We start from the raw sequence: 25,899 nt of genomic DNA on the forward strand, positions 1-25,899 counted from the left end.
AGACGACGATACCGCGGCAACCCACTCGCCAAAAAAGATCATATTCGGTGTCGTCCTTGTCCCGAGAACGTCCCTCGGGCGTTCAAATCGTGGGTGGACTATCGAAGCGCATGTATTAAAGTGTACTGAAGTGTACTGAAGTGTACTGGCTTCGAAACAGGGGAAAAACGACGCCGCCTTCCGATCTCGGTCGCGAGCTACACGCTCGACCCGTCGCCCACGAACCGCAGGGCACCCTCGGCGACGATTCGTGCCGTCTCGACCACCTCGTCGGTGTAGACGAACTCGCCTGCGCTGTGGATGTTCTCGCCATCAGGCCCGACGATGACGGTCGGCAGATCGGCCCGGTCGCCGAAGTAGTTGAAGTCGCCGACGCTGGCGAAGTAGCCGAGCGCCGGTTCGACGCCTGCGACCACTTCCGTCGCGCCCGACAGCGACTGGACGAGGTCGTGATCATCGGGGGTGACGTAGGGGCCGTAGTAGATGTTCGGATCCGGCGATTCACGGGAGCCAACTTCGACCTCGCTCTCGATGTCGAGGGCTTCGATGGCGTCCTCGACCTGTTCGCGCACCAGTTCTTCGGTTTCACCGAGGACGACGTGGCGATCGACGACGAGCCGGGCGCGCTCGGGCACCGAGAGTGTCTCACTGCCACCTTCCAGCAAGAGTGGGCAGACCGACCCCTCGCCGAGTTTCGGGTGCGAACCGACTTCGAGTTCGTTCAGGGCATCGGCCACCTTTCCTGCGTCGACGATCGCGTTGACGCCCTTGTGGGGTTGCGAGCCGTGGGCCGCTTTTCCGCGAACTTCGATGTCGAGGAGGTAGCGCCCGCGTGCGCCGAGGAGGAGCGCGGGGTTCTCGATATCCTCCTGTGCGAGGATCGGACCGGGTTCGGTGACGACGGCGGCATCGCAGTCGTCGGTCAGGCCATCGCGGATGAGGCGGTCGCTGCCGAGTCCGTACGGCCCTTCTTCGTCCACGACGGCGGTGAAGAGCACGTCGCCAGCGAGGTCTTTCTCGGCCAACGCTTCGAAGGCGACCATGATGGCGGCGAGACCGCCTTTCATGTCGCAGGCCCCCTGACCGTACATCTTACCGTCCTCGATTCGCCCGGAGCAGGGGTCTTCTTCCCAGTCCTCGACGAGTTTGACGGTGTCCATGTGGGCGTTGAGCAGGAGGGTGGGTGCGTCGGGGTCGCTCCCCTCCTGTCGCGCGATGACGTTGTTTCCTTCGTACCCCGTGATGTCGAGTTCGCGGACGGGGTGGTACTCCGGGTCGAGGTTCCGTTCGTCGAGCCAGTCGTAGACGAACTCGCCCAGTTCGTGCTCTTCGAAGTACGGGCTCGGGATGCGAACCATCTCCTGTAGCAAGTCGATGGTCGCGTCGGGGTCGATCGTCTCGACTTCGAGGGCCTCAGTCATCCGTCGGTACCTCCCGGACGTTCGAGTCGCGCTCGTCGCTCGCCACGCCGGGCAGGGTCTCCAGGATCTCGCTCACGTCGGTTCCGCGGAGATGACCGAGCCACCAGTAGGCGCCGAAGATAACCATCCCGACGATCAGCCACGGGACGTAGATATTGAGTGAGCCCTTGTACGCCTGGGTCAGCAGGCCTGCAGCACCGACCGTCCCGATGATCCCCGTGATGGGCGTCAGCCAGCCGTAATCGAAGCCTGCCTGTTCGACGAGGTCGGCACGATTCGTTCGCACGTAGAGCAGGGTTATCGACACCGCACAGTACGCGATGAGGTAGCTGAACGTGGCGATCGCGAGCGCCTGCGTCAGCCCGGTGCTCCAGAACGTGAGTCCTGCCGCCACGACGTACAGCGTCGCCAGCGACCAGTGGGGCGTGCCGAACCGGTCGTTCACCGCCGAGAACTGCTTCGGGAACACTTCGTCCCACGACCACGAGTAGGGCATCTTGATGCCCGCCGCCATCACCGCGTGGACGCTCGATGCGGTGGCGAGGAGTCCACCGAACGCGACGACAGCGGTAGCACTGTCGCCGAGGAATGCCTCGGCCGCGGTCGCAAGCGGGCGCTCCGAGTTCGCCAGCACGGTGTAGTCCCCGACGACGCCGTAGATGACGGCTGCCGTCCAGATGTAGAGGACGATGAGCGTGAACGTTCCCCCAACCATCGCCAGCGGTAGGTTTCGAGAGGGATTTTTCACTTCTGCGCCCATCTGCCCCGCGACCGCGATACCGATGTAGGCGTAGAACAGCGGGACGGCGGCAGCGACGAACCCGTCGAACCCACCCGTGAAGAACGGCTGGTAGTTCGCGGGGTCGACGGTGAACGACCCCGGAATCACGAGGACGAGGATGGCGAGCATCAGCACGGCGAAGATGGCATTCTGCGAGATGCTGTACTCTTTCGTGCCGACGAGGTTAACGAGGAAGAGGATCGTGAGCAGTGCGAAACCAGCGATCTTCGGGTCGATTCCGGGGTAGAATACCTGTAGATAGCTCCCGAACCCGAGCGCGAGAACCGCGTCGGCGGCCATATACCCGAGCCACTTCGACCACGTCACCAGAAAACCGGGGAGTCTGCTGTCGAACGTCCGCGAGACGTATGCGTACGACCCGGCAGCGGCGGGGAAGATGGTCGCCATCCAGCTATAGTTAACCGCGATGGCCATGGCCAGGATTCCCGAGAGCACCACCACGAGGATGACGCTCGGTCCGGTCGTTTTACTCGCGGTGCCGAGTGTGACGAACAACCCGGCACCGAGCGTTCCTGCCACGACAGTACTCATCGCCCCGAACAGTCCCATGTCACGCGAGAGACTGTTATCGTCTCTGCCACGTGTGCTGTCATGCGAGGATGACATATGGTGACATGCGACTATCTCGCGGTATAGTCCCCGTCCCTAGCATGTACGGGGTGTCCAGAAATGACGGCTTAGCGGACGAATTCCGGCCACTCACTCGAACAGGCCGTCCACATCTCGTTCCCGTGAATCACGTCGTTCGACGTGTTGGCGAAGTCGTTGGAAGACGAGTCCCCGATCGTCTTCTTCGCGCACGAAATCCATGACGAGGGTGATAAATCGACTACCTTCGTCACCCAAACCGATGTCGTCGCTGGCGAACTCGATAGCTCGCTCGACGGTTTCCTCGTCGTATCCGAACTCCTCGGCGAGCACGAGGGCGGCGATCGCAGACTCCTCGAGATCGAGATCGTCGAGGTGGAGGACGCGCCCCTGATAAGTCAGCCTCGGTGGGGCGGTTCGTTCGACGTGCTCGGGGTCGTCGTGGACTGCTCTGAGGTACGGTCGAACTGCACCGAGGTCGACACCACGGTACTCCGCTGGCAATCCGTCGAGATACGCGACGGCACTCTCGGCCAACCCCTGGATTCCCTCCCAGTTCGAGTCGTCGGCGTGGTACACCGCCGCGGTGAACTGGATGAGACCGTGAAGAAATCGCTCGTCGGGAGAATCGCGTTCGAGTTCCAGCCAGTGGTCTTCCCACGCATCGTGAGCCGCGTGGAACTCTCCTGCGTTGTAGATGGCGATACCGGCACGGAGAGACTCGTCCATACCGCCGCATTCTCGCCGGACGAGAAAATTCCTTCCGAACCGAGAGGTGTTAGCAAACCACAATGATTATTCGCGCGGCTATCGTACAGACGGTAAAGCGATGCTCCAGGGGTCGGTTATCGATGAACATACACTGAACAAAACGTTTCGACTGTTAGCGAACGAGCAACGTCGATACGTACTCTACTATCTCCATGGACTCGACGGCTCCGCCGAAATCGACGAGATCGCTACACAGGTCGCGGCGTGGCAACGAGAGAAATCGCTGGACGATGTGACGGACGATGAACGGGAACAGATACTGATTCGCCTGCGAAACGTCGATATGCCGAAGTTGGCGGATGCGGGTGTCGTCGAGTACGATTCGAGGACGGGGATGGCTCGATTCCGCGAACCGGGCAAACTGTTCGGCCTCTTCCTCCTCCTCGCGGCGCGGATAGAGCGACCGTTCGGGAACGATTCGTAAAAAAGCACCACCTGACGGCTCGTGTACGGATACGTCGCTGGACGACTCGTGTAAGAACGCATCGCTAAACGCTATCACCCCTCACTCTGTATCTCGACTGCGTTCACCGCGCAGAAGAAAGGTGTTCTACTCTACTTTGCCGTCTTCTTCACGGCCCACTTCTTGAGATCCTGTACGAACAATCGGTAGTTCTCAACTTTACTCATACACGAGTAAATACTGAGGCGAAGTTCAAAAGTGTCACGATTTGCAGTACATATGGACTGTGAAAGCATATCACGACCGGCCAGAGCATACACGAGGTTCCTGCGGCCAGAATTGACTCGACGGTAACGATCATACTGCCGACAGACCTCGATCCAGTATGGACGATATCGAACAGAAACGCGAGACGACGGCGTCGTTCGGCGAGCTCGCCAGCGCCTACCTCGACAGTGACGTCCACCGGTCGGGTGCGGACCTCGAACTGCTTGCCTCGTGGTGCGACGGCGCGACAGGGGCACTCGACGTTGCCTGTGGCGCGGGACACACCGCCGGAGCACTTGCGGACGTGGATATCCCGGTCGTGGTCGCCGCAGACGCGACCCCCGCGATGGTCGAAACCGCCACGACGACGTTCGAGGTACCTGGCGTCGTCGCCGACGCGGAGCGACTCCCATTCGCGGACAGCACCTTCGACGCGGTCACCTGCCGGATCGCGGCCCACCATTTCCCGAATCCACGGGCGTTCGTCCGCGAGGTCGCCCGCGTGCTCGCGCCGGACGGTATCTTCGCGTTCGAGGACAACGTCGCACCGGACGACGAGCACCTGGCCGACTTCTTCAATCGATTCGAACACCTGCGCGACTCGAGCCACGGGGAAGCCGTCTCGGTCGAGCGATGGCACGACTGGCTCCGCGAGGCGGAATTCACCATCGAAGAATCGGCGACCATGCGAAAGGAACTGGACTACGAATCGTGGGTCGAGCGGACGAATCCCGACGAAGAACGACGGGCAACACTGGACGAACTCGTCCGACAGCCAGAAGCCGAGAGGGTCTACGGCGTCACGCTCGAAGACGGTGCTGTTGACGGATTCGATAACGAGAAGGTGTTGATTCGGGCACGGAAGTGAGTCGAGAGATAACGACTCGCTCCGCTCGTCGAAGTTGTCTCCTGAAAACGTCCTGACGGAGTCTCACGCGAATGTAGCGAGCGTGAGACACGTCAGGTCGCGAACGAAAGTGAGCGTCCTGACGGAGATTTGAACTCCGGTCCCTGGCTCCGCAAGCCAAGAGGATAGTCCACTACCCTACCAGGACTCATTCATCCCTTTCGCGGTTTCGGTTATAGGGGTTACGGTCTGAAGGTGCCGTGCGGGGGTGACACACGACCAAACATTTTATTCGGCGAGAATATGCGAGTAACTCAAATCATCGTTTTCGCTTACGGGAGTGTTTTTACAACGTGGGTGTTGTTTCCTCGTATGCAACGACGGGAGATCCTCAAACAGACGGGGGCAGCAGTTACCGTCGGTCTCCTCGCTGGCTGTCTCGGTCAGGGTGGCACCGCACCAGGTGATCAGGCACCCGACGACGGGTCAGACGGGTCGGGAGACCAGACTACGACGACGACCGCGGAACCGACGCTCAAGAAACGCTCGTTCGAGATCCTCGACACGAACTGCGGCAATCCGACGAACGAAGCCACGGTCGAGTTCGACCAGTCGAACGTCGTCGTCACCGGAACCATCAGCGGTAGCGACTCGTGTGCGAAACCGGTGCTCGCGGGCGCGAAGATGGAGTCCGGGGAGTTGACGGTCTCCGTCAAGACGAAGAAGAAAGACGGTACGACCGCCTGCTCGGAGTGCATCACCGAACTCCGATACCGGGCCACGCTCGCGTTCGACGGCTCCCTCCCGAAATCAGTGACGGTCGTCCACGAGAGCCTTGGCAAGACGAAGACGGTGACGACCACCGGGCAAGGTACCACGACCTCCACGACGACCACGACCAGCGACGGAACGTAGCTTTCGGACTCGAATAGATCGGCAACCGTCGAAGCGTACCTTTATCCGGGAAGACGCACCCAGTACTGTTTGTGAGCCGAAACGTATCGAAATCACCCGGCAGCGTCGGGTTGCCGACACAAAGACAACGCTTAAGCGACGGCCAACCGACCACCTTAGTACGATTATGGGCGTTATAGAGGACGTACATGGGGACCTCGACGCCGACATTTCTCTGGAGGAATTCCGGGATGCCGTCGAGGAAAAAGTCGAACAGATGGGTGGACTCGCGGACGAAGAGACCGCCGCGATGCTCATCGCCCACGAGATGGGCGAAGACGAAGTGAACGGGGTCGCCGACATCGAACCCGGCATGGAGGAAGCGAAGTTCGTCGCCAAGGTGACGAGTATCGGTGACATCCGGACGTTCGAACGCGACGGGGACGACGAGGACGGTCACGTCCTGAACGTCGACGTCGCGGACGAGACGGGGTCGATCCGAATCTCGTTCTGGGACGAACAGGCCAAAGCCGCGGAAGACGAACTCGAACCCGGGCAGGTGCTCCGCATCAAAGGTCGTCCACAGGACGGTTACAGCGGTACCGAGGTCAGCGTCGATCAGGCCGAACCCGACGACGACACCGAGATCGACGTGCAAGTGCAGGACACCTACGCGGTCTCCGACCTCTCGCTCGGCCTCTCGGACGTGAACGTCCAGGCGAAACTCCTCGATACGGACTCCGTCCGAACTTTCGACCGCGACGACGGGTCGGAGGGGAAGGTCGCCAACCTGACCATCGGTGACCAGACGGGCCGGATTCGGGTCACGCTCTGGGACGAGCGGGCCGACATCGCGGAGGAACTCGAACCGGGGATCTCCGTCGAAATCGTCGACGGCTACGTACGCGAACGAGATGGGAGCCTCGAACTTCACGTCGGAAACCGAGGTGCTGTCGAGGAGGTCGAAGCGGACATCGAGTACGTTCCCGAGAGCACACCGGTCGAAGCGCTCCAGATCGGCCAGACGGTCGATATCGCGGGCGTGATCCGCTCGTCAGACCCGAAACGTACCTTCGACCGTGACAATGGCTCGGAAGGGCAGGTCAAGAACGTCCGCGTGCAGGACGAGACGGGTGACATCCGTGTCGCGCTCTGGGGAGAGAAAGCCGACCGCGAACTCGCACCCGGCGACAAAGTCCAGTTCGCGGATATCGACATCAAAGACGGCTGGGCGGACGATATCGAAGGCTCTGCAGGCTGGCAATCGACGGTCACCGTCCTGGACAGCAGTTCGCCGACTGAATCGACTTCGGACGAGAGCGATGCGACCGGCCTCGGTGCGTTCAGTGACGACACTGAAACCGAGTCCACCGACACCGAATCTACCGATACGGAATCGACAGCGACCGAATCGAAGCGTGCAGCGACCGTTTCCGGTAGTACGGAAACCGTTTCGACCACCCCGGCAGACGACGATACAACCACGACAACTGACGAAGGCAGCGAGTACGTCGAGTTCACCGGAACTGTCGTTCAGGCTGGTAACCCCGTCGTTCTGGATGACGGTGAAGAAACGGTGAGCGTCGAGACGGAGGCAGACGTTCATCTCGGCCAAGAAGTCACGGCGCGAGGCGAGTTTCACGATGGAACGCTCGACGCCGACGACGTGTTCTAACGCTCGAGCGACTCGACTCTCTACCGTTCGAACAACTCTCTTCCGCTCACGTTCGAGGAGCTAGCTCTCGAACGGCTCTTCGTCGCGGTGGTTGTCTACGTTCTGTTCGTCTGCGGCGGCATCTTCGCGTGCCTGATCGTGTTCGACGTCCGTCTCGTCTTCGAGTTCGTCCTCACGAGCCTGCTCTACCTCTTCTTTTCCTTCTGCGTCCTCCGATTCTTCTTTCTCTTTCGCCATCGTTCGGTCACGCTCGTGTGGGTCACTCATCGTGGCAAACGGTTTGGCTTCGACTCTCTTATTCGTGCTGGCGGCCACATCTCGACTTCGGCCTCATTCCGGTCGAGTACGATTTGCCGCGAACGCCGGTAGGGAAAGATTAAGGGCGACTGACTCCCGCTGTTGGATTATGAGCGTTGAGCTTCCGTTTGCGCCGGTCGATACGATCATCCGACGGAACGCAGGCAATCTTCGAGTAAGTGCAGGTGCTGCCGAAGAACTCGCGCGTCGCATCCAAGTTCACGGGGCAGACTTGGCCACAGACGCCGCAGAACAGGCAACAGCCGATGGACGGAAGACACTGATGGCCGAGGATTTCGGTGTCCAACAGGTCATCGACAAAGACTCCCTCACTCTGCCGGTCGCACCAGTCGACCGGATCGCCCGCCTCGACATCGACGACGATTACCGTGTCGCCATGGATGCGCGAATCGCGCTGGCGGACATCCTCGAAGACTACGCAGATAACGTCGCAGCGGCAGCGGCGACTCTCGCGCACCACGCCGACCGGCGAACGGTTAAGGGCGAAGACATCGAGACCTACTTTAGGCTGTTCGAATGAAGTTCGGCTACAGCGAAGTTTGCCTGGAACACGATACAGGACGGCGTCATCCCGAGAACCCGGATCGCCTACGTGCGATTCGAAAGGCGCTCACGCGCAAACACGGCGTCGAGTACATCGAAGCCGACCCGGCGACAGAGTCCGAGATAACCGCCGTCCACGACGCGGACTACGTTGACGAGTTTCGCGAGTTCTGCGCGAGCGGCGGTGGAAACTGGGATCCTGACACCGTCGCTGTCGAGAAGACGTGGGACGCCGCCCTTGAAAGCGCTGGATTGGCCTGTTGGGTCGCGGAGGCAGCGCTGGCGGGCGACGACGGACGACAGACTCCATTCTCGCTGGGGCGACCACCGGGACACCACGCCGTGGTCGCCGACGCCATGGGATTCTGTTTCTTCAACAACGCTGCAGTCGCAGCCCAGTCGGTCATCGACTCGGGTGACGCCGAGCGCGTCGCCATCCTCGACTGGGACGTTCACCACGGTAACGGCACGCAGGACATCTTCTACGACGATGGCGACGTGTTCTACGCCTCGATCCACGAGGCTGGCCTGTATCCCGGTACTGGCGAGATCGAGGAATCCGGGACGGACGACGGCGCGGGCACGACACTCAACGTCCCGCTCCCCGCCGGGTCGGGTGACCCGGAGTACCGGGTGGTTTTCGACGAACTCGTCGCGCCTGCGATTGCCGCCTTCGACCCAGACCTGTTGCTGGTGAGTGCGGGCTTCGACGCCCACCGTCACGACCCCATCTCGCGGATGCGCGTCTCGACGGATGGGTACGGCATGCTGACAGCCCACGGTCGGGACGTGGCGGACGAGGCAGGGGCAGCCCTCGGCTTCCTTCTCGAAGGTGGATACGGACTCGACACGCTCTCGGACGGCGTTGCGATCGTCCACGAGGTGTTCGACGGGATGGACCCCGTGATCTCCGACGAGGAGGTAGACGACGACGTGGAGGAACTGGTTTCCGAAGTTCGTGGGTCACACCCCCTCTTGGACCCGGTCTAGGATTTACAGCTCAGGGTGCGTGGGCGAGGTGGGTTTCGAGATATTGTTCGTTTTCTATGGAATTTCCGAGGCTCTCTTGCTGGCACCGTGATGCCGTAGAAAGCCATTCGGATGCTTTCGGTGCTACCTTCGCATCGACGACACGCCATCGACGCTAGGTAGACAACGGAAGTGTTCGACCCACAGGAGTCGAAGTGCCCGGGTCATTGAACCGAACTCTTCCCGGGTCACCGAACTGAACTCTCGCCCCTCATTCGGCGTACTGCTCGGGATTCGACTCGAATTCGGCTTCGTGCTCCGAGGAGCAGAAATAGTACGTCTCGCCGCCGTAGTCGGCCGTCGCGGGGGCGAACTCCGTGTCCTGATAATCGGTCTCGTTCGGACTCTCGGCGTCGAGGTCGGAACCGCAGACGATGCACGTGGCCATACCGGGCATCGGAGCCGAATGTACGAAGAATTTGTGGCCTCGGCGTCTTCGAAGAATTTACGCTAGCGGATTACTGTGACAATACATATTTCAAAGTCTGAATACAATTTATAACTTGGCGTGCTGTAGCATTGGCAGACCCGAAGGGGTAGCCCAATGAGACAGGAATCACGAGGCGTCTCTGCCGCGATATTACACGATCGGTTTCCCGGAATCGGTGGCGGAGAGCGATTCGCTATCGAGGCGGCGCGAGTGCTCGACGCACCGATCTACACGATGTACGTCGCCGAGGGTGTCGACCTTCCGGACGACGTGCGAGTCGTTCCGATACGACAGGACAAGTACACCAGTGGTATCTCTGGGGAGTTTCTAGAGTGGAAGAACGAGGGGATGAACCCGCTGGAGACCCTGTCGGTCGCGCTCGATATGACGAACGCTCACGAGGAGCTGGCCACATACGACGTGCTCGTGGAGAGCGCCCCGCTCTCGAAATCGTACGTTCCGCGAGTCGAGCAGACGGTGCTCCACTATCCTCACAGCCCGCCCCGGTGGCTTTATGACCTCTACAGTGAACGCATCAAAGCGTTCGAGTATCCCGGCATCAGCTTCGCACTGAAGGCGTACGCGAAGTTCTGGCGCACGCTTGACAAGGAGGCGAACGACTACGTCGATACGTTCGTCGCCAACAGCGAACTCGTCCGTGACCGGGTCCAGCGGTACTACGATCGCGATGCGGAAGTCGTCTACCCGCCCGTGACCGGCGACTGGCGCAACGAAGGCGACGACGGCTATTTCGTCACGTGGTCACGACTCGCTCCGGAGAAGCGAGTCGGGCACGTCGTCGATGCGTTCGCGGAACTGGACGAGCGTCTCCTCGTCGTGGGCGATGGCGAGGAACGGGAGAAGATCGAGCAGAAAGCGAAGCGCCACGACAACATCGAGGTACTGGGATACGTCGAGAACGTCGAAGACATCGTCGCTCGTGCGACTGCCGTCGTATATGCGCCCAACAACGAAGATTTCGGCCTCGTCGGGGCGGAAGCACTGTCGGCGGGGAAACCTCTCATCGGCGTGAACGAGGGGTACACCCGCCATCAGGTGGTCGAAGGGAAGACCGGACTTCGATTCGAACCCACCATCGCGTCACTGCGCGATGCGATCGACCGCTTCGACCCCGACGACTTCGATTCCGACGAGATACAACGATTCGCCGAACGATACGACAGGGCGACGTTCGCGGATAGCCTTCTGAACCTGGTCAACAGAACACACGCGGACGCCGCATCGAAGCGATCCGCAGTCGACGCCGATGATACGGAAACCGTACACGTCCCCTGACCCTCTCGTCTCGGTCGTGATTCCGACCCTCCCGGCAAACGACCACGACCAGGTGGTCGCAGACCTCCGCGAGCAGACGATGACCGACTTCGAGGTGCTGGTCGTAGACGACGCGAGTCTCGACATCTGCGAGGCTCGAAATGCCGGAATCGAGGCTGCGAAGGCCGATATCGTCGCACTCACCGACGACGACTGTCGCCCACCAACGGACTGGGTTGCCCGCATCGACGACGCACTCTCGGGCGGCATCGTCTGCGTCGAGGGGCGCGTCGAGGGTGGGAGAACCTACCGGGGCGAGGGACGATACGTCGGGTGTAATCTCGCGTTCGACCGCGAGACTGCTCGCGCTGCGGGCGGATTCCGAAGCGAGTATGCCGGGTGGCGCGACGACACCGAATTCGGCTGGCGGATGGAGGAGTACGGCTCGTGTCGCTACGAACCGGAGCTTGTGATGTACCATCCCGACAAACCCCGTGCCGAAATCGACGACGCGAAAGAAGCACGCCTGAAACGCGAGTATCCCGACCGCTACGAGGAGCGAATCGTGCCCGACACGACGCTCGGGCGGGTCAACGACTGGCTCTGGCGACGAGGCTTCTGGGACGCAGTTGACAGGGTACGCACCCCCGGAGGGAGTCGATGACGCTCGGCGACTGGCTCGCCGAGAGTCGAACCCGCATCCGCGAGGATGGCTGGCGTGGTGTCGATACGTCGGCCTACGAGTTCTACAAAGGTATCCTCCGCCGACTCGGGGACCACAGAAACTACGGCGAGCCCATCTACAGCCATCCGTGGGACGCTCTCGTCGTCCTCGATGGCTGCCGGTTCGACACGCTGTGCGAAGTCGCCTCCGAGTACTCTTTCATCGACCATGTCAGTCAGTTCGAATCCTTGGGCACGCGCTCCGACGAGTGGATGCGTGCGAACTTCGCCGACCGAGATTGTACCGATACGGCACACGTCACCGCGAACCCGAACTCCGCAGAACACCTCGACGCAGAGAACTTCGACCTGCTGGACGAACTCTGGCGCGACTGTTGGGACGACGAATCGGGGACGGTTCCGGCCCGTGCCGTCACCGACCGGGCGATCACGGCGGCACGCGAGCACGACCCTGAAAAGCTCGTCGTTCACTACATGCAACCGCACTTTCCGTCAGTTCCCGACTCCCTTCCAGGCGGGGCGATGAGCCGAGACGAGTTCGGCCAGCGAGTCGGCGTCTGGGAGCGCCTGCGACGGGGCGACCTCACGCGAGAGCGCGTGTGGCGTGCATACCGCGAGAACCTCCGGTACGTCCTCGACGACGTTTCGCTCTTGCTCGACAACCTCGATGCCGACCGAGTCATCATCACGGCAGACCACGGCAACGCCTTCGGGGAGTGGTACGTCTACGGCCACCCAGACAGGATTCCCATCCGCGTTCTGCGCGACGTGCCGTGGGTCGTCACCAGTGCCAGCGACGCCGAGACGCACGACCCCGAAGCGTGGACGCGAGAGACGACCCACTCGGACGAATCGGTCACCGACCGCCTTTCAGCACTGGGGTACCGATGAAGGTCGCACTCGTCGTCCTCGACACGTTACGGAAAGACGCCTTCGACGAGCATTTCGACTGGCTTCCCGGTCAGCGGTTCGAGAACGCCTACTCCACGTCACACTGGACGGTTCCGGCCCACGCCTCCCTGTTCGCGGGCAAGTATGCCAGTGAACTTGGGGTGTACGCCGGGGCGCAACTGCTCGACTGCCCGGAACCGGTGCTCGCGGAGTCGTTTCGGCAGGCGGGATACACTACTCGTGCGTTCAGCGCGAACGTGAACGTCTCTCGCCCGTTCGACTTCCATCGCGGCTTCGACCAGTTCGAAGGGAGTTGGCGACTTCGGGCGCTCTCCGAGAACGTCTTCGACTGGGACGGGTTCATCGCAGAGACGCGAGAGATGGGGCCGGAACGCTATCTCTTCGCCCTCCGCGACGTGCTCACTGGCGACTGCGATACGATTCCGTCGCTCAAACGCGGCGCACTGCTCAAACTCCGCGATCTGGGCTGGGGACGAGCGACCCACGACGATGGGGCGACCGAGGCACTCCAGTTCGTCCGTGAAACCGACTTCGGCGACGACGAATTCCTGTTCGTCAACCTGATGGAAGCGCACACACCCTACGACCCGCCGGAAGCGTACCAGACGGTCGAACCACCCGAACTGAACGGACTCCGGGCCACGCTCGACACCCCGGATGCAGACCCGGACAGGATTCGACAGGCCTACGACGACAGCGTTCGCTACCTCTCCGACCGCTATCGCGCCATCTTCGATGAACTCCGCGACGAGTTCGATTACGTCATCACCCTCTCCGATCACGGCGAGGCACTCGGTGAGTACGACGCCTGGGAGCATCTCTGTGGTCTCTATCCCGACGTGACGCGAATCCCACTCTGTATCTGGGGTGACGGACGCGACGGAACTCGTGATGGAATGCGCGACGAGACGGTGAACCTGCTCGACGTACACGGGACGATCCTCGACATCGCCGATCTGGACGGTGAATCACGAGGACGCTGCTTGCTCGGCGACGTGGGCGACAGGCAGTGGTTGTCGGAGTATCATGGCTTGACGAATCGCCACCGTACATCACTGCTCAGGGACGGTTTCGACACCACACCACTCGATACCGAGATGAACGCTCTGGTCGCGCCTGGGTACTACGGATGGGAAGCGCCAGACGGGTTCCACGAACTGGGCGAAATAGACAAGCCACGCGAGCGAATCGAAACGCTTGTGAACCAACTCAACCGGCGTGCGGTCGAGAACGACGTGGTCGTTTCGGATGCTGTCGAGTCGCAACTCCGAGATCTCGGCTACGCATGAGCGAGGCGGCGGGAATCAACCTCAGCAAGGAGACGCTCGGCGGAACGGTCGCCCAGTTCACGATGGCGGCGATCGGATTCGCCGGAACCGTCATCTTCGCGCGTTGGCTCGGCCCGACCGCGTTCGGTGGCGTCTACTTGCTGTACGCGCTGGCGAAACTCGCAGACCGACCGATGAACGGCTGGTCGTTGGCGGCGAAGAAACGTCTCTCGGAGTCCGACGCGCTCCGGCCACCCGCGTTCGGGGCGCAACTGCTGTTCGACGCTGGCTGGCTCGTCATCGCGGGGGTGGTCGTGTTTCTCGCTGGCGACGCACTCCGGAACTACACCGAACTCGCGGCTGCGCCCCTCCTGCTCGTCCTCCTGCTCGCAACCGAATCGGTGTACGAAACCATCGACAGTCTGGTTCAGGGTCGCGGTCGAATCAGCGCGGCGACGTGGATCGACACGCTTCGGTCGGTGCTCACCCTCCCATTTCAGATCGGCTTCGTCTGGCTTCTCAGCACTGCTGGAACGGTCGCTGCTGCCGGGATGGTGTACGGGCTCGCCACTGCCTCGGCGCTGACGGTTCCCGTCGCCGCCGCGTTCGTCGGGGTACGACCGACGCTCCCATCTCGCGCGTTCGTTCGGAGTCTCGCCGACTACGCTCGATACAGCATCCCGACGACGGCACTGGGGACGACCTACGACCGTCTCGACGTTCTCCTACTCGGGTTCTTGCTTACCCCCGCCGCGGCGGGGTACTACGAAGTGGCGTGGAAACTCACGCTCCCGGCAGTGTTCGTCGCCGACGTGGCCGGGCGTGGACTGATGGCGGCGGTGAGCGCCCGAAAAGCACGAGGAACAGGTGCCGGGGAGGACGTGTCGAACACCGTCGCCTACACCGGCGTACTCGCGTTTCCCATCTTCTTCGGGGCGCTCGCGCTGTCGGAGTCGCTCGTCGTGACGGTGTACGGCCCCGAATATCGAGAAGCTGCCCTCTTGTTGGTCGGTCTCGCCGCCTATCGCATCATCCGAACACAGAGCGGCCCACTCCTGCAGGCGGTCAACGGACTCGACAGGCCGGACATCGCCATGCGACTCTCGGCGGTCGCGGTGGTCGTGAACCTCGCACTCGGTGTCGTACTCACGCTCAGGTTCGGTCCCATCGGCGTCGTCGTCGCAACCATCGTCGCCGAGACGCTTCAGTATCTCGGAGCGGTGTCGTTCCTGCGGAAAGTCGTTTCCGGATTCGTTCCCCTGTCGCGTCCGATGGTCGCTCAGATCGGCGCGAGTCTCGTCATGTTCGGGGCCATCTCGACCGTCCACGCTTCGTTTCCCGTCCGGTCGTGGAGTGACCTCGCCGTACTCGTCTCACTCGGTGGCGTCGTCTACCTCGGTGTCCTGTTCGCCGTCAGTCCGGGAGCAAGACACACGCTCGGCGAAGCAGTTCGCGGGACGTTCGTTTCATCTTAGCTCTTCGACTCGCTCTTGCAGGGCCTCCATGCTTCGACCTTCCGCGATGACCGTCTCTACCTCCCCGGATTCGCCGCGAACCGGTCGGATGGAGACATCGAGCAGTACCAGTCCTGAACCCGTCGTTCGATTCTCCGCGTGGAAGCGAACGAACTCGCCACTTGCAGCCTGCGAGATTCGTTCGCGCAGGTCGTCCTGAACGGCTTCGGAGAACGACCACCAGGGCGTGTCCCAGAACAACTCGCCCGCTATCTCTTCTGCATCTTTGTCGATGGCATCGAGTGCGGTTTGGTTCACCTGGATGACCGTCCCGTCGGTTTCGATCAGTCCGATGAACGAGAACGGGTCGTCGAAGACGGCCTCGAACTGTCGTTCGCTCTCCCGGAGTTTCGCCTCTCGGCACATTCGGTCGCCCACGTCGCGCCCGACGCCGCAGATGCCGAGCACGTCACCACTGCTGTCGGTGAACGTCGCACCACGAAATTCGTACGGGACGAACTCGCCAGCATGGGTTCGAATCTCGGTTTCGAAGACGCCTATTCCGTCGGCGAAGATCGAATCGAGGTCTGCGGAGACGTCTTCGGCGAAGAGTTCCGTCAGTCGCATGTCGGCGAGGTCGATATCGGCGTGGCCGGTCACCTCGCTCACCGTATCGTTCCAGCGAAGGAACTCGTAGTCCGTATCGATGGCGTAGAAGATGTCGTTGAGCGAGTTGAGCGCGCTCTCGACGAACGACTGTTCTTCCCTGAGAGCGAGTTCTGCTCGGTACTTCTCGACGGCGTTTTCGACGACGTTCGCGAGGACGGTGTACTGGTCGACCCCGGATTCCTTCTGGAGATATCCAGAGACGCCCGCGGAGATCGCCTCACTCGCTATCTCCTCGCTTCCCTTGCCGGTGAAGAGGACGAACGGAAGTTCGGGATGTGCCTTCTGGACGGTCGCGAGCAGTTCCAACCCGTTCATGCCGGGCATGTCGTAGTCACTCACGACGCAGTCGAATCGTTCCTCTCCGAGTCGGGAAAGTGCGACAGTCGGGTCGGTTACTGCGTGCGTATCGAAGACGTCACGCTCTCGCTCGAGAAAAAGTGCAGACATATCCGCCAGATCTGGCTCGTCATCGACCAGCAGTACACGGATGGCCATCGTCATGTCCCGTCATACACACCCCAGTACGTAAACCTGACTCATATTTTATTAACTCCAATTTATCTTAGTGGACGTGGCAGGGTGTCTGTGCAAGCCAGAAGCTATAATGTCGCTTGGTGACGAACAGAATTGTGATGACGCTCTTCGAAATCAACCTCGAAAAACCCGCGCTCGTCGAAGAACGAGTGTACGCTGATGGGGACACGGCACCCGATAGCGCGAAGGGACAGACCTCTGAAACCGAGCAGTCCGAATCGTCTGGACGGTCTCTGGGCACGTTGCTCAAACCGGTGCTTGGACTGTTGGTCGTCGCCGGTATCGGCCTGCTGGTTCGCAAGCGTCGCGCGTCGTCGGGCGACGAAACCGAAGACGAACCGACCGAGATAGAAACTGAGGATCCCGTCTCCGAAAGTGAAACGGCCGATCTGGAGTACGAGAACGAGACGGAGGAGTCCAGCTCCCGACTGGCACGTGGTCGAAAAGCTGCCCGAGCGATGGGGATTCTGGGAAGCATCCTCGGCCTCGTCGTCGTCGCACGAAAAGTTCGGGGCGGCTCGACGAACGAGTAATCGCACCTGACGTTTTTCTGAGGTCAGTTTTTCCAACGCCGTCGTACCAAGATTTATATAGGTCGAGTGGGTTGTATTCGAAACATCAGAATGACTATCAAACCCGCCGACTACGACCTGCGCGAGCTCCGCAGGATGGCCGACGAGGACGAGTCGCCACTCGACCTCTCTTCGGGGGGCGACGAGCGTACTGCGGAAGACCTCTTCCGACTGGGTCAGCGCGAGGAGCTGATGAAACTGCAGACGCAGGTGCTCGCGTCCGGGTCGTTACCGGAGAAACCCTACCTGACGGCGCTTCCGAACAGATACGGTGCAGAAGTCATCGTCTTCGAATGGCTCGACTTCCTCGTCGAGAAAGCCGGATTCGAGAACACCGGCAACGCACTCTCGTACTACCAGGACATCGATTGGCTGAGTGAAGATGCACACGAGAGTCTGCGCGCCTACATGTTCGGCTTCTCGGAGGACGACCGATTCGGTGCGACCGGTCCGGCCGACCTCGATACGAGCGACCACGTGTTGAGTCTCGTTTACATCGCCCGACTCGCGTCGCTGTAGCCGCCTCCCGTTACCGTAGCCGGCTCGTGTCGCTGTCGATCACTCCGCGTAGCCGAGGTTTCGCAGCCGATCTTCGATCACGTCGTCGGTCATCTCCTCGCGCGCTTCAGGTGGCTCCGCCGTCACGTCACGACGTTCGTCCGCGTCGACTTCGGCCCACGGTACCTGGATGAGTTCGCGTTTGTGGAGACCACCGGGATGACCGTAGGTCTGCATCGGAATCGGATAGGTGCGTTCGCCGATGAGGTTGCCGTGGTCTGCCGTGATGACCGATTTTCCGGGGAGTTCGTCGACCAACTGCTCGACGTGCGGTAGCGTCACGTCCAGATTCTCGATGTACGCTTCGATTATCTCCGACTCGTTCGTCGTTTCGCCGTACAGTAGCGCATTCCACGGGTGGGGTTCGCCACTGTGTTCGTCCGAATCGAGTTGCATCTCGATACCCGAGTGTCCGAACTGCCGCCCTTTCTCGCCGATGAACGGGAAGTGAGGCTGCATGAAGTGGGTGATGATGCGTTTGTCGGGATACTTCTCGAACGCCGCGAGCGTCTGTTCGACGATCGTCTCGGGCATGACCGTCCGGAACTCCTCGTTCCAGTGGTCGTCCAGCAGGTTGACGACGACGTGGAAAGTGCCGTCGGGAAGTTTGTAGGCGTGCGGATTCGACGTGACGTACACCGTGTCGTGGAACTCGCGCCCGACGAAACTCTCCTGCATGAACTCCCAGCTCTCGCTTCCCGGTGAGAGCTTGCTCGTCACCCGGTCGCCGATGTTGGCGCGCGTGGCGAACATGTCGTACCGGCAGGCGTCCAGGATGATGAGGTTGTCCCAGTCTTCGCTCATCACGTCAACGCGCTCTTCGTCGTTCAACAGGCGAGAGACGTAGGCGTTCGCCTTCAAAGCGTCTTTTCGCAATCGCCGAGTTTCTCCACGAATGAGGGATGGATCTTTGAGAACCCGAAGTGCGTTCTGGAGATTGTACCGTCTCCGAATAGCCATACCAGAACGCACTGGGGCTACGCCCTTACTTATGGCCTGTTTAAAAGCTCAGACGCCTGCAATGAGCGTCGTCTATCGTCTTGCTAAACCGGTAGCTTTCGAGGTTTTACCATTTCTGCCCGACGCTGTTGCTCGCACACGCTTTGCGGTGCTCGCAGAAGTCGAACAGAAATGGGCCCTGTCGGATTCGAACCAACGACCACCCGGTTATGAGCCGAGCGCTCTAACCAGACTGAGCTAAGGGCCCACTTGCCTATTCGTAATCTGGGGCACCTCTTTAGCGTACCGGGTTCGAGCCGAAGATATCGCTCTTGCTCATCGAGTGAGAGAGTGGAAAAGCGCCGCCGCCAGGGCTCGAACCTGGGACAACCTGGGTAACAACCAGGTGCTCTACCAACTGAGCTACGGCGGCTTTCGTCTGCAACTGTCCATAGATGGAGTTCTTTGATAGGGCTTTCGTTTTCCGCCGGTTGCATCGATACGCTTTCACGCGTTCGTGGAAAAGTTTCGGGCGATGGAACGCTTCGAGGACGTCGTCGCGGCAGTCCGCGAGGAGGTCGAACCGGACGCCGACGAACGAGCGCGGCTCCAGCGCGTCGTGGACGAACTGGTCGAGCGAACCGAGGATGCGGTCGCCGACTTGCCGGTCGGGGCCGACGTGATCCAGGTCGGGAGCACCGCGCGTGGGACGTGGACCAGCGGCGACCGGGATATCGACCTGTTCGTTCGGTTCCCCACCGAACTCGACCGCGAGACGCTGGAATCCTACGGGTTGCAGGTCGGCCACGCCGTCTTGCCGGACGGTCACGAGGAGTTCGCAGAGCATCCCTACGTCAAGGGCGAGTTCGAAGGGTTCGACGTGGACCTCGTCCCGTGCTACCGCGTCGAGTCGGCGTCGGCGATCCAGTCTGCGGTCGACCGCACACCATTCCACACGCAGTATCTCGAAGCGCGGTTGGACGACGACCTCGCGGGCGAAGTCCTGCTGTTCAAGCAGTTTCTGAAGGGCATCGGCGCGTACGGAAGCGACCTCAGAACGCAGGGCTTCTCGGGGTTTCTGGCCGAACTTCTCGTCCTCGAATTCGGTGGGTTCCGCGACCTGCTCGAAGCGACCGCGGAGTGGCACCCACCCGTCCACTTCGACCCGATAGACCACGGACGGGCGACGTTCGACGACCCACTGGTGGTCATCGACCCGACCGACCCGGAGCGCAACGTCGCCGCCGTCCTCTCTGCCGAGAACGTCGCTCGACTCCAACACTACGCCCGAGACCTGCTCGAAGCGCCACGCGAGTCGCTCTTCTTCCCGGACTGGCCCGACCCACTCACGCCCGCCGACGTCCGCAAATTCGTCGCCGACCGCGGAACCACACCCGTCGCGTTGCGATTCGACGCACCGGAGATCGTAGCGGATCAGCTATACCCCCAACTCCAGAAATCACTCTCGGGTGTCGGGGACGCTCTCACACGGCACGGGTTCGATGTCCTGCGCTGTGACCTGTTCGCGGACGATACCGCAGTGCTCTTTTTCGAACTCTCGGTAGCCGAGCGGCCAGCAGTCGAACGCCACGACGGTCCGCCCGTCCACGTGCGAGCCCACGCGAGAGGCTTCTACGAGAAGTACGCTGGCGACGATGACGATGTGGGCGACGAGAATGCTGTCGATGAGAACGCTGGCGAAGGGGATGTGGATGACGAGAACGCTGTCGGCGAGAATGCCACAGCGGATGCGGGTGAAGTGAATGCCGACAGGACGTACGGCCCGTTCATCGACGGCGAGCGCTACGTGGTCGAGCGGACGCGCGAATTTACGACCGCGACCGAACTCCTCGAAAGTGACGCCGTCTTCGATGCTGCGCTGGGCGTCCACGTCGAGAAGGCGTTACGAGACGACTACGACGTGCTCGTCGGTGACGAAATCGATACGCTAGCAGCGGAGTTCGGTGTCGAGTTAGCGCGTTACTTCGACCCGAAACCGTGATTTAGGCATTCGAATACTCCTGAATTTAGTTGATAAGATGATTCTGGCGTCTGTCTGACCATCAGGGTTATAAGGATGGTGTGCATTACCATAGCACGTATGGCCTCCGCCCCAACCGGCAACGATGAGTCCGTTTTCGACCAGTTCCTCGCCGACCGCGGTCACGAAACCGAACGAGTAGACTGGGAGCAGGAGTATAACAAAAAGCAGTGTCCGGAGTGCGGCGGACTTCACGACCTCTCGGCGAGCGAGTGTTCCGTCTGCGGTTGGTACCCGTAGCGATACCGTGCAGTAGGCGAAAGTAATCGAATCCTCACAACCGCGCTCACACCGCGGTGATGATTCCCGCACCGACGACGACCAGCGTCGCGCCTGCGACGATGCCACGGGTGACTCGCTCCACGTCTCGGAGCAGGAAATACGCGAAGACGGTCGTGAAAAGCGGCGCAGTGCCGGTCAAGGGGTCGACGATAGCGACACGTCCATCCGGGAGCGACAGCGCAGCGAACAGCGACAGCAACGCGATGGCAGTGATCACGCCACTCGTCGCGAACAGGCCGTAGGTCTCCCGTGGTGCCGTCAGAACGTCTCGACGGTTCCGTGCGAGCGCGTATCCGAAGAGTGCGACGAACGCTGCCGTCTCGTTCAGTGCGACAGCCTGCAACACCGTGACGTCCGTCGTCGACAGGCCGAACCGTCGGACGACGTTGCCGACCGCGAACGCTCCTGCAGCACCCAGCGGAAACGCCAGATCACGGAGTTCCCACCCTCTGAGGTCGCCGCCTTTCGCCAATGCGAGGATCGTCAGTCCTGCGACGAGGACGACGATACCGATAGCCGTGGTGAGCGAAAGCGGTTCGTCGAGGACGGCGACTGCCAACATCGTCGCAAACAGTGGTCGCGTACTGATTCCGGCACTGTTGATGCTCGCGCCGACGCGCCGGACACCACCGAACGCGGCCAGTCTTCCGACAGCAGTTCCGACGAATCCGGCGGAGAGAAAGACACCGATGGTCGTCACCGAAAGCTCTCCGAGTGGATTCAGCCCCTCGAGGGCGACCAGTGCGAGCCAGTAGATGGCGGAATCCACCACGACGACGACCAGTGACGCCTGTAGTGAGTCGCCACCGGCCGCCATCCCGCGTTTCGAGACGATCGGTTCGAATCCCCAGAGGACGGCGGGGACGAGCGAGAGGAGATACACCTCGACGGGGAGTGCCATTGCAGAAGGATACCCATCCGGCGGCTTAACTCCTGTCCGACCTGATGTCGATAGATATATACTGTAATATTACGAACCGTTCGACGGAGAGAGAATGCCAGAGTGTCAGAACTGTGGTTCGTTCGTAACGGCAGCGTACGCGAGAGTGTTCACGCCACCAGGGGTCGAAGCTCCGCGTGTCTGCCCGGATTGTGAAGACAAGATTCGTGACGGTGCCGAGATACGCGAAGCGCGCTCACCCCGCGGCACCTGAGCCGAAACACCCCCGTTTCGATTCACGTCGTTTTATACGTTACCAGCACTTGTGATGGTGTAATGACCGCGCCAACGGCGGAGACTGACGTGAAAGTGACCCGGTTGTTCGGTGGGCCGGGGAGCGGTAAGACGACCGAGCTGTTAGATAGAGTCGAAGAGATTCTCGCCAAGGACGACGTTACGGTGAATGACATCCTCGTCGTCTCGTACACCCGTGCTGCCGCGAACGAAGTCCGCGACCGACTCGCAGAACGGCTCGACGTCGACCCGCGCTCGCTGCAGGGGAACGTCTGCACGATGCACGCGAAAGCGTACGAACTTCTCAATCTCTCGCGTGGCGACGTCGTCGGCGAGAAACACAAGAAGGAGTTCTGTGAAGACTTCGGCCTGGAGTACGAAGACGAGTACAGCGGCTCTGGCCGTCGAACCGCGCGCTCGACGACGCTCGGAAACAAGATCATCGCCACCTCGCAGTGGCTCCAGCGAACTCGCCGTCAGGTCGCCGACTGGTACGACGTTCCCTTCCAGTGGGACGTCGAGACGGTTCGACTCCCGCCGGACATCGACCCGAACGCACAGGAGGGCAACAAGTACACCCCGACGTGGCCGAGTAGCGACGACCGATTCGACGTTCCCGAGGCCATCCGAGCGTGGCGAAAGTACAAAGGTGACGAAGGACTCGTCGGCTTCGCCGACATGCTCGAACGCGTGAAACAGCGTTCGCTTCTTCCGAGCGTCGATTATCTCATCATCGACGAATTTCAGGACATCACCCAACTGCAGTTCGACATCTACGAGGAGTGGAAACCGCACATGAAGAGCGTCCTCATCGCGGGTGACGACGACCAGGTCGTCTACGCGTGGCAGGGTGCAGACCCGAAACTGCTGCTCGGCGAAGGCGGCGAAGACGTCATCCTCGATACCTCCCACCGTCTTCCCTCTCGCGTTCTCAAGGTCGTCCAGAAGGAAGTCAGCCACATCGAGGAACGACAGGAGAAAAACCTCAAGCCGCGCAAGGAAGGCGGTATCGTCGAGGCCGTAAAAGACCCCTCGATGCTCGACCTCGTGCGGAACGTCCGCTACACCATCCGCGAGTTCGACGGCACCGCGATGGTGCTGTTCCGTGCCCGCTACCAGATGTTCAGGTTCATCGATGAGTTCATCGACGAGGGCATCCCGTTCAAGACACTCACCGACCAGCGGATGTGGACCGACCGACTGAACCAGTACGTAGACGCGGTCGAGCAGATCGACGCCGGAGAACCCATCGACGGACTGCAAGCCCGCAGGCTCGCGGACATGCTCGCCGACTCGACGTTCGGGACGAACGAGCGCGACGAGATGTTCGACGCCATCGACGAGCGCAAAGAAGAGGAGGGCGTCGACGACCTCACCGAACTCTCGTTCGAACCCGACTTCGTGAAGAACTTCGCGCCGTTCATGCCCGGCCCGAAATCGGCGTCCGACATGGTTCGAAAGGTCACGAGCTACCAGAAACGCTCCATGGACGCCTACTTCACCGGGAAGTATCAGGGCATGGATCGAGACCGTCTCCGTATCGGTACGATCCACAGCGCGAAAGGTCGTGAGGCAGATCACGTGTTCGTGGCGACCGACCTCACCGAGAAGGTCGTCGAGCAGATGGCCGCGACGGTCGAGAACGAGGGTATCGACGTGCCCATCGAAGAGGAGTTCACCGCCAGAACCGACCCGGTCCCGATCCTCACCGACAACGAACGTCGGGTGTTCTACGTCGGGATGAGCCGTGCCCGCGAGCGTCTCGTCATCATGGAGAATCTCGTCAGCGGTGCGCCGACACTCAAACTCGACGTACTGCTGTTCAACGAACCGAACGAGAAATCGGTCGAAGATATCATCGGCGAGGAAGTCGAAGCGAAGTAGTCGGATCGCGCTCCGGATAGCCGGGCTGCACTCCATTTTCCGATACCCGTGCATTGATACTGTCTGACGATGCAATAAATTCGCATGGCAACTGCCGAACACGAATCCGAGTCTGCGTACGGCGAACTGCTCGACCGGGTGCAGCGATTCACGAACATCGGGAAAGCAGGGATGGTGCTCTACTGGGATCAACAGACGAAGATGCCGGAGGGTGGGACACCGGCTCGCTCCAAACAGCTATCGGCGCTCCAGTCAATCCAGCACGAACTGCTGACCGACGAGCGTACGGGCGAACTGCTCGACGAACTCGAAGGCGAGGAGTTGGACGACGAACAGGCAGCCGTGGTTCGTGAGATTCGGCGAGAGTACGACCGAGGGGTGGACGTCCCCGGCGAACTCGTCGAGGAACTCACCGAGACGATAAGCGAGGCGCAACAGGCGTGGCAAGAGGCGAAAGCGGAAGACGAGTTCGAGACGTTCGAACCCTACCTCGAACGATTGCGCGACCTCCACATCGAGCGCGCGGAGCACATCGACCCCGACAAAGATCCTTACGTGGTCATGTTCGAGGAGGGCGAACCCTACCTCTCGCTCGATACCGTGGAGCGAATCTTCGACGAACTCCGAGAAGGACTGGTTCCGCTCATCGAGGACATCGAAGAGAACGGTGCGGATATCGCCGACGACGCCTTCGAAGGCACCTTCGACGCCGAGACGCAGGAGGAACTCTGCCGAGACGCGCTCGACACGCTCGATTACGACTGGGACCGTGGCCGCCTCGACACCGCACCCCACCCGTTCATGTCAGGGACGCAGTACGACGCGCGGGTGACGACGCGGTACAACGAGACCGACCCCATCGACTCTCTTACCGCGACGATCCACGAGTTCGGACACGCCTCCTACCAGCTCGGGCTGCGTGACGACGCCTACGGCACCCCGCTCGGCGAGTCGCGGAGTTCGGGCATCCACGAGTCCCAGTCGCGGTTCTGGGAGAACCACGTTGGGCGAACGAAGGCTTTCTGGGAGCTGTTCCTGCCGAAGATGCACGAGCGATTCCCGGAGACGGAAGACGTGACGGTGGACGAAGCCTACGAGGCGGTCAACCAGGTGTTCACGGACAACCTGATCCGCGTCGAAGCGGACGAACTCACGTATCACATGCACATCATCCTCCGCTCCGAGATCGAACAGGAGTACATCTCCGGCGACCTCGACGCGGACGAGATTCCCGCCCGCTGGAACGAGTTGATGGACGAGTACCTCGGTGTCGTCCCCGAGACGGATTCGGAGGGCTGTCTGCAGGACATCCACTGGACGAGTCGATTTGGCGGATTCCAGAACTACACCGTCGGCAGCGTCTTCGCCGCCCAACTGTGGGCGACCATCGAGGAGGAGATCGACGACCCGATGGAACTCATCCGCGAGGGCAACTTCGACCCCATCCGCGAGTGGCTGACCGAGAACATCCACGAACAGGGACAGCTGTACACCACCGACGAACTCATCGAGCAGGCGACCGGGGAACCGCTGACCGCCGACTACTTCCTGGACTACGTGACCGAGAAGTACTCGGAGATCTACGACCTCGACTAGACTTTCGAGGATTTCGGATCGTTTCTGGCTCTCTTTTGTTCCGAAATACAGACAAGACACTTACCATCA

Annotated in this window: 26 protein-coding genes and 3 tRNA genes; 18 read left to right on the forward strand and 11 right to left on the reverse strand. The window is 61.0% G+C overall.

Features of this window, described 5'->3' with window-relative positions; genetic code table 11:
- Positions 1-197: 197 nt before the first annotated feature.
- The 3 genes from ACR3FE_RS10095 to ACR3FE_RS10105 form a co-directional block, all read right to left on the reverse strand.
- Positions 198-1,421, reverse strand: coding sequence for a M20 family metallopeptidase (locus ACR3FE_RS10095; RefSeq protein ID WP_458206984.1), 1,224 nt, complete (start codon positions 1,419-1,421; stop codon positions 198-200).
- Positions 1,414-2,829, reverse strand: coding sequence for an APC family permease (locus ACR3FE_RS10100; protein ID WP_458206985.1), 1,416 nt, complete (start codon positions 2,827-2,829; stop codon positions 1,414-1,416). The genes ACR3FE_RS10095 and ACR3FE_RS10100 overlap by 8 nt, the downstream gene beginning before the upstream one ends.
- A gap of 93 nt (positions 2,830-2,922) precedes the next feature.
- The gene (locus tag ACR3FE_RS10105) at positions 2,923-3,540 is read right to left on the reverse strand and encodes a DUF309 domain-containing protein (RefSeq protein WP_458206986.1); all 618 of its coding nucleotides are present in this window, start codon (positions 3,538-3,540) and stop codon (positions 2,923-2,925) included.
- Between the two features lie 100 nt (positions 3,541-3,640).
- On the opposite strand from ACR3FE_RS10105, the gene ACR3FE_RS10110 reads away from it, so the two are divergent.
- Complete coding sequence (locus tag ACR3FE_RS10110) at positions 3,641-4,006, forward strand: DUF7344 domain-containing protein (RefSeq protein WP_458206987.1); 366 nt, start codon at positions 3,641-3,643, stop codon at positions 4,004-4,006.
- A gap of 364 nt (positions 4,007-4,370) precedes the next feature.
- A complete protein-coding gene (locus ACR3FE_RS10115; protein ID WP_458206988.1) occupies positions 4,371-5,120 on the forward strand; it encodes a class I SAM-dependent methyltransferase in 750 nt (249 codons plus the stop codon).
- A 114-nt stretch (positions 5,121-5,234) separates the two neighbouring features.
- On the opposite strand, the gene ACR3FE_RS10120 is transcribed toward ACR3FE_RS10115, so the two are convergent.
- Positions 5,235-5,307, reverse strand: a tRNA-Arg gene (locus ACR3FE_RS10120).
- Between the two features lie 164 nt (positions 5,308-5,471).
- Here ACR3FE_RS10120 and ACR3FE_RS10125 point away from each other — a divergent pair.
- Together ACR3FE_RS10125 and ACR3FE_RS10130 are read left to right on the forward strand one after the other, a co-directional pair.
- The gene (locus ACR3FE_RS10125) at positions 5,472-6,014 is read left to right on the forward strand and encodes a hypothetical protein (RefSeq protein ID WP_458206989.1); all 543 of its coding nucleotides are present in this window, start codon (positions 5,472-5,474) and stop codon (positions 6,012-6,014) included.
- Positions 6,015-6,180: 166 nt separating this feature from the next.
- Complete coding sequence (locus ACR3FE_RS10130; RefSeq protein ID WP_458206990.1) at positions 6,181-7,668, forward strand: single-stranded DNA binding protein; 1,488 nt, start codon at positions 6,181-6,183, stop codon at positions 7,666-7,668.
- Between the two features lie 60 nt (positions 7,669-7,728).
- Here the strand turns inward: ACR3FE_RS10130 and ACR3FE_RS10135 are convergent, their stop codons facing one another.
- Positions 7,729-7,935, reverse strand: a complete 207-nt coding sequence (locus ACR3FE_RS10135; protein WP_458206991.1) for a hypothetical protein — start codon at positions 7,933-7,935, stop codon at positions 7,729-7,731.
- A gap of 139 nt (positions 7,936-8,074) precedes the next feature.
- Here ACR3FE_RS10135 and ACR3FE_RS10140 point away from each other — a divergent pair, with 139 nt between their 5' ends.
- Complete coding sequence (locus ACR3FE_RS10140) at positions 8,075-8,506, forward strand: histone (RefSeq protein ID WP_458206992.1); 432 nt, start codon at positions 8,075-8,077, stop codon at positions 8,504-8,506.
- Complete coding sequence (locus ACR3FE_RS10145; protein WP_458206993.1) at positions 8,503-9,519, forward strand: histone deacetylase family protein; 1,017 nt, start codon at positions 8,503-8,505, stop codon at positions 9,517-9,519. The genes ACR3FE_RS10140 and ACR3FE_RS10145 overlap by 4 nt, the downstream gene beginning before the upstream one ends.
- A gap of 250 nt (positions 9,520-9,769) precedes the next feature.
- Here ACR3FE_RS10145 and ACR3FE_RS10150 read toward each other — a convergent pair whose 3' ends face one another.
- Complete coding sequence (locus ACR3FE_RS10150; RefSeq protein ID WP_458206994.1) at positions 9,770-9,946, reverse strand: YHS domain-containing protein; 177 nt, start codon at positions 9,944-9,946, stop codon at positions 9,770-9,772.
- 156 nt (positions 9,947-10,102) lie between these two features.
- On the opposite strand from ACR3FE_RS10150, the gene ACR3FE_RS10155 reads away from it, so the two are divergent.
- From ACR3FE_RS10155 to ACR3FE_RS10175, 5 genes are read left to right on the forward strand one after another with little or no spacing between them, the layout of a single operon-like run.
- Positions 10,103-11,284, forward strand: a complete 1,182-nt coding sequence (locus ACR3FE_RS10155) for a glycosyltransferase (RefSeq protein WP_458206995.1) — start codon at positions 10,103-10,105, stop codon at positions 11,282-11,284.
- Complete coding sequence (locus ACR3FE_RS10160; protein ID WP_458206996.1) at positions 11,256-11,927, forward strand: glycosyltransferase family 2 protein; 672 nt, start codon at positions 11,256-11,258, stop codon at positions 11,925-11,927. The genes ACR3FE_RS10155 and ACR3FE_RS10160 overlap by 29 nt, the downstream gene beginning before the upstream one ends.
- On the forward strand, positions 11,924-12,838 hold the full coding sequence (locus tag ACR3FE_RS10165) for a sulfatase-like hydrolase/transferase (protein WP_458206997.1): 915 nt from the start codon (positions 11,924-11,926) through the stop codon (positions 12,836-12,838). Before ACR3FE_RS10160 ends, ACR3FE_RS10165 begins: the two co-directional genes overlap by 4 nt.
- Positions 12,835-14,148, forward strand: a complete 1,314-nt coding sequence (locus tag ACR3FE_RS10170; RefSeq protein ID WP_458206998.1) for a sulfatase-like hydrolase/transferase — start codon at positions 12,835-12,837, stop codon at positions 14,146-14,148. Before ACR3FE_RS10165 ends, ACR3FE_RS10170 begins: the two co-directional genes overlap by 4 nt.
- A complete protein-coding gene (locus ACR3FE_RS10175; protein WP_458206999.1) occupies positions 14,145-15,602 on the forward strand; it encodes an oligosaccharide flippase family protein in 1,458 nt (485 codons plus the stop codon). The genes ACR3FE_RS10170 and ACR3FE_RS10175 overlap by 4 nt, the downstream gene beginning before the upstream one ends.
- Here ACR3FE_RS10175 and ACR3FE_RS10180 read toward each other — a convergent pair.
- A complete protein-coding gene (locus tag ACR3FE_RS10180; RefSeq protein ID WP_458207000.1) occupies positions 15,594-16,751 on the reverse strand; it encodes a PAS domain-containing protein in 1,158 nt (385 codons plus the stop codon). The two genes, ACR3FE_RS10175 and ACR3FE_RS10180, sit on opposite strands and share 9 nt — an antisense overlap.
- A 131-nt stretch (positions 16,752-16,882) precedes the next feature.
- On the opposite strand from ACR3FE_RS10180, the gene ACR3FE_RS10185 reads away from it, so the two are divergent.
- Entirely contained in the window at positions 16,883-17,317 is a 435-nt protein-coding gene (locus tag ACR3FE_RS10185) for a hypothetical protein (RefSeq protein WP_458207001.1), read from the forward strand.
- Between the two features lie 90 nt (positions 17,318-17,407).
- A complete protein-coding gene (locus tag ACR3FE_RS10190; RefSeq protein WP_458207002.1) occupies positions 17,408-17,875 on the forward strand; it encodes a FlaD/FlaE family flagellar protein in 468 nt (155 codons plus the stop codon).
- Positions 17,876-17,914: 39 nt separating this feature from the next.
- Here ACR3FE_RS10190 and ACR3FE_RS10195 read toward each other — a convergent pair whose 3' ends face one another.
- From ACR3FE_RS10195 to ACR3FE_RS10205, 3 genes are all read right to left on the reverse strand, one after another.
- Positions 17,915-18,874, reverse strand: coding sequence for a hypothetical protein (locus ACR3FE_RS10195; RefSeq protein WP_458207003.1), 960 nt, complete (start codon positions 18,872-18,874; stop codon positions 17,915-17,917).
- 172 nt (positions 18,875-19,046) lie between these two features.
- Positions 19,047-19,121, reverse strand: a tRNA-Ile gene (locus ACR3FE_RS10200).
- 92 nt (positions 19,122-19,213) lie between these two features.
- A tRNA-Asn gene (locus tag ACR3FE_RS10205) sits at positions 19,214-19,286 on the reverse strand.
- 102 nt (positions 19,287-19,388) lie between these two features.
- Between ACR3FE_RS10205 and cca the strand changes: the two genes are divergently transcribed.
- Entirely contained in the window at positions 19,389-20,855 is a 1,467-nt protein-coding gene (gene cca / locus ACR3FE_RS10210) for a CCA tRNA nucleotidyltransferase (protein WP_458207004.1), read from the forward strand.
- Between the two features lie 99 nt (positions 20,856-20,954).
- Positions 20,955-21,134, forward strand: a complete 180-nt coding sequence (locus tag ACR3FE_RS10215) for an HVO_0416 family zinc finger protein (protein WP_458207006.1) — start codon at positions 20,955-20,957, stop codon at positions 21,132-21,134.
- A 46-nt stretch (positions 21,135-21,180) separates the two neighbouring features.
- On the opposite strand, the gene ACR3FE_RS10220 is transcribed toward ACR3FE_RS10215, so the two are convergent.
- Positions 21,181-22,077, reverse strand: coding sequence for an EamA family transporter (locus ACR3FE_RS10220; protein WP_458207007.1), 897 nt, complete (start codon positions 22,075-22,077; stop codon positions 21,181-21,183).
- A 94-nt stretch (positions 22,078-22,171) separates the two neighbouring features.
- Here ACR3FE_RS10220 and ACR3FE_RS10225 point away from each other — a divergent pair, with 94 nt between their 5' ends.
- The 3 genes from ACR3FE_RS10225 (at position 22,172) to ACR3FE_RS10235 (ending at position 25,830) form a co-directional block, all read left to right on the forward strand.
- The gene (locus tag ACR3FE_RS10225; protein ID WP_458207008.1) at positions 22,172-22,330 is read left to right on the forward strand and encodes a DUF7563 family protein; all 159 of its coding nucleotides are present in this window, start codon (positions 22,172-22,174) and stop codon (positions 22,328-22,330) included.
- Positions 22,331-22,392: 62 nt separating this feature from the next.
- Positions 22,393-24,234 carry a UvrD-helicase domain-containing protein gene (locus ACR3FE_RS10230; RefSeq protein WP_458207009.1) on the forward strand — a complete coding sequence of 614 codons (1,842 nt, stop codon included), beginning with the start codon at positions 22,393-22,395 and terminating at the stop codon, positions 24,232-24,234.
- A gap of 84 nt (positions 24,235-24,318) precedes the next feature.
- The gene (locus ACR3FE_RS10235) at positions 24,319-25,830 is read left to right on the forward strand and encodes a carboxypeptidase M32 (protein ID WP_458207010.1); all 1,512 of its coding nucleotides are present in this window, start codon (positions 24,319-24,321) and stop codon (positions 25,828-25,830) included.
- Positions 25,831-25,899 lie beyond the last annotated feature (69 nt).

The organism is Haladaptatus rarus (genome assembly GCF_054177585.1).

Bases quoted from the DNA above. Each gene is read 5' to 3' on its own strand.
- ACR3FE_RS10125 (WP_458206989.1), top strand. From the start codon at position 5,472: ATGCAACGACGGGAGATCCTCAAACAGACGGGGGCAGCAGTTACCGTC.
- cca (WP_458207004.1), top strand. From the start codon at position 19,389: ATGGAACGCTTCGAGGACGTCGTCGCGGCAGTCCGCGAGGAGGTCGAA.
- ACR3FE_RS10100 (WP_458206985.1), bottom strand. From the start codon at position 2,829: ATGTCATCCTCGCATGACAGCACACGTGGCAGAGACGATAACAGTCTC.
- ACR3FE_RS10180 (WP_458207000.1), bottom strand. From the start codon at position 16,751: ATGACGATGGCCATCCGTGTACTGCTGGTCGATGACGAGCCAGATCTG.
- ACR3FE_RS10220 (WP_458207007.1), bottom strand. From the start codon at position 22,077: ATGGCACTCCCCGTCGAGGTGTATCTCCTCTCGCTCGTCCCCGCCGTC.
- ACR3FE_RS10215 (WP_458207006.1), top strand. From the start codon at position 20,955: ATGGCCTCCGCCCCAACCGGCAACGATGAGTCCGTTTTCGACCAGTTC.
- ACR3FE_RS10110 (WP_458206987.1), top strand. From the start codon at position 3,641: ATGCTCCAGGGGTCGGTTATCGATGAACATACACTGAACAAAACGTTT.
- ACR3FE_RS10235 (WP_458207010.1), top strand. From the start codon at position 24,319: ATGGCAACTGCCGAACACGAATCCGAGTCTGCGTACGGCGAACTGCTC.
- ACR3FE_RS10145 (WP_458206993.1), top strand. From the start codon at position 8,503: ATGAAGTTCGGCTACAGCGAAGTTTGCCTGGAACACGATACAGGACGG.
- ACR3FE_RS10225 (WP_458207008.1), top strand. From the start codon at position 22,172: ATGCCAGAGTGTCAGAACTGTGGTTCGTTCGTAACGGCAGCGTACGCG.
- ACR3FE_RS10190 (WP_458207002.1), top strand. From the start codon at position 17,408: ATGACTATCAAACCCGCCGACTACGACCTGCGCGAGCTCCGCAGGATG.
- ACR3FE_RS10170 (WP_458206998.1), top strand. From the start codon at position 12,835: ATGAAGGTCGCACTCGTCGTCCTCGACACGTTACGGAAAGACGCCTTC.
- ACR3FE_RS10140 (WP_458206992.1), top strand. From the start codon at position 8,075: ATGAGCGTTGAGCTTCCGTTTGCGCCGGTCGATACGATCATCCGACGG.
- ACR3FE_RS10165 (WP_458206997.1), top strand. From the start codon at position 11,924: ATGACGCTCGGCGACTGGCTCGCCGAGAGTCGAACCCGCATCCGCGAG.
- ACR3FE_RS10160 (WP_458206996.1), top strand. From the start codon at position 11,256: ATGATACGGAAACCGTACACGTCCCCTGACCCTCTCGTCTCGGTCGTG.
- ACR3FE_RS10135 (WP_458206991.1), bottom strand. From the start codon at position 7,935: ATGAGTGACCCACACGAGCGTGACCGAACGATGGCGAAAGAGAAAGAA.
- ACR3FE_RS10105 (WP_458206986.1), bottom strand. From the start codon at position 3,540: ATGGACGAGTCTCTCCGTGCCGGTATCGCCATCTACAACGCAGGAGAG.
- ACR3FE_RS10115 (WP_458206988.1), top strand. From the start codon at position 4,371: ATGGACGATATCGAACAGAAACGCGAGACGACGGCGTCGTTCGGCGAG.
- ACR3FE_RS10230 (WP_458207009.1), top strand. From the start codon at position 22,393: ATGACCGCGCCAACGGCGGAGACTGACGTGAAAGTGACCCGGTTGTTC.
- ACR3FE_RS10150 (WP_458206994.1), bottom strand. From the start codon at position 9,946: ATGGCCACGTGCATCGTCTGCGGTTCCGACCTCGACGCCGAGAGTCCG.
- ACR3FE_RS10185 (WP_458207001.1), top strand. From the start codon at position 16,883: ATGACGCTCTTCGAAATCAACCTCGAAAAACCCGCGCTCGTCGAAGAA.
- ACR3FE_RS10095 (WP_458206984.1), bottom strand. From the start codon at position 1,421: ATGACTGAGGCCCTCGAAGTCGAGACGATCGACCCCGACGCGACCATC.
- ACR3FE_RS10155 (WP_458206995.1), top strand. From the start codon at position 10,103: ATGAGACAGGAATCACGAGGCGTCTCTGCCGCGATATTACACGATCGG.
- ACR3FE_RS10195 (WP_458207003.1), bottom strand. From the start codon at position 18,874: ATGGCTATTCGGAGACGGTACAATCTCCAGAACGCACTTCGGGTTCTC.
- ACR3FE_RS10175 (WP_458206999.1), top strand. From the start codon at position 14,145: ATGAGCGAGGCGGCGGGAATCAACCTCAGCAAGGAGACGCTCGGCGGA.
- ACR3FE_RS10130 (WP_458206990.1), top strand. From the start codon at position 6,181: ATGGGCGTTATAGAGGACGTACATGGGGACCTCGACGCCGACATTTCT.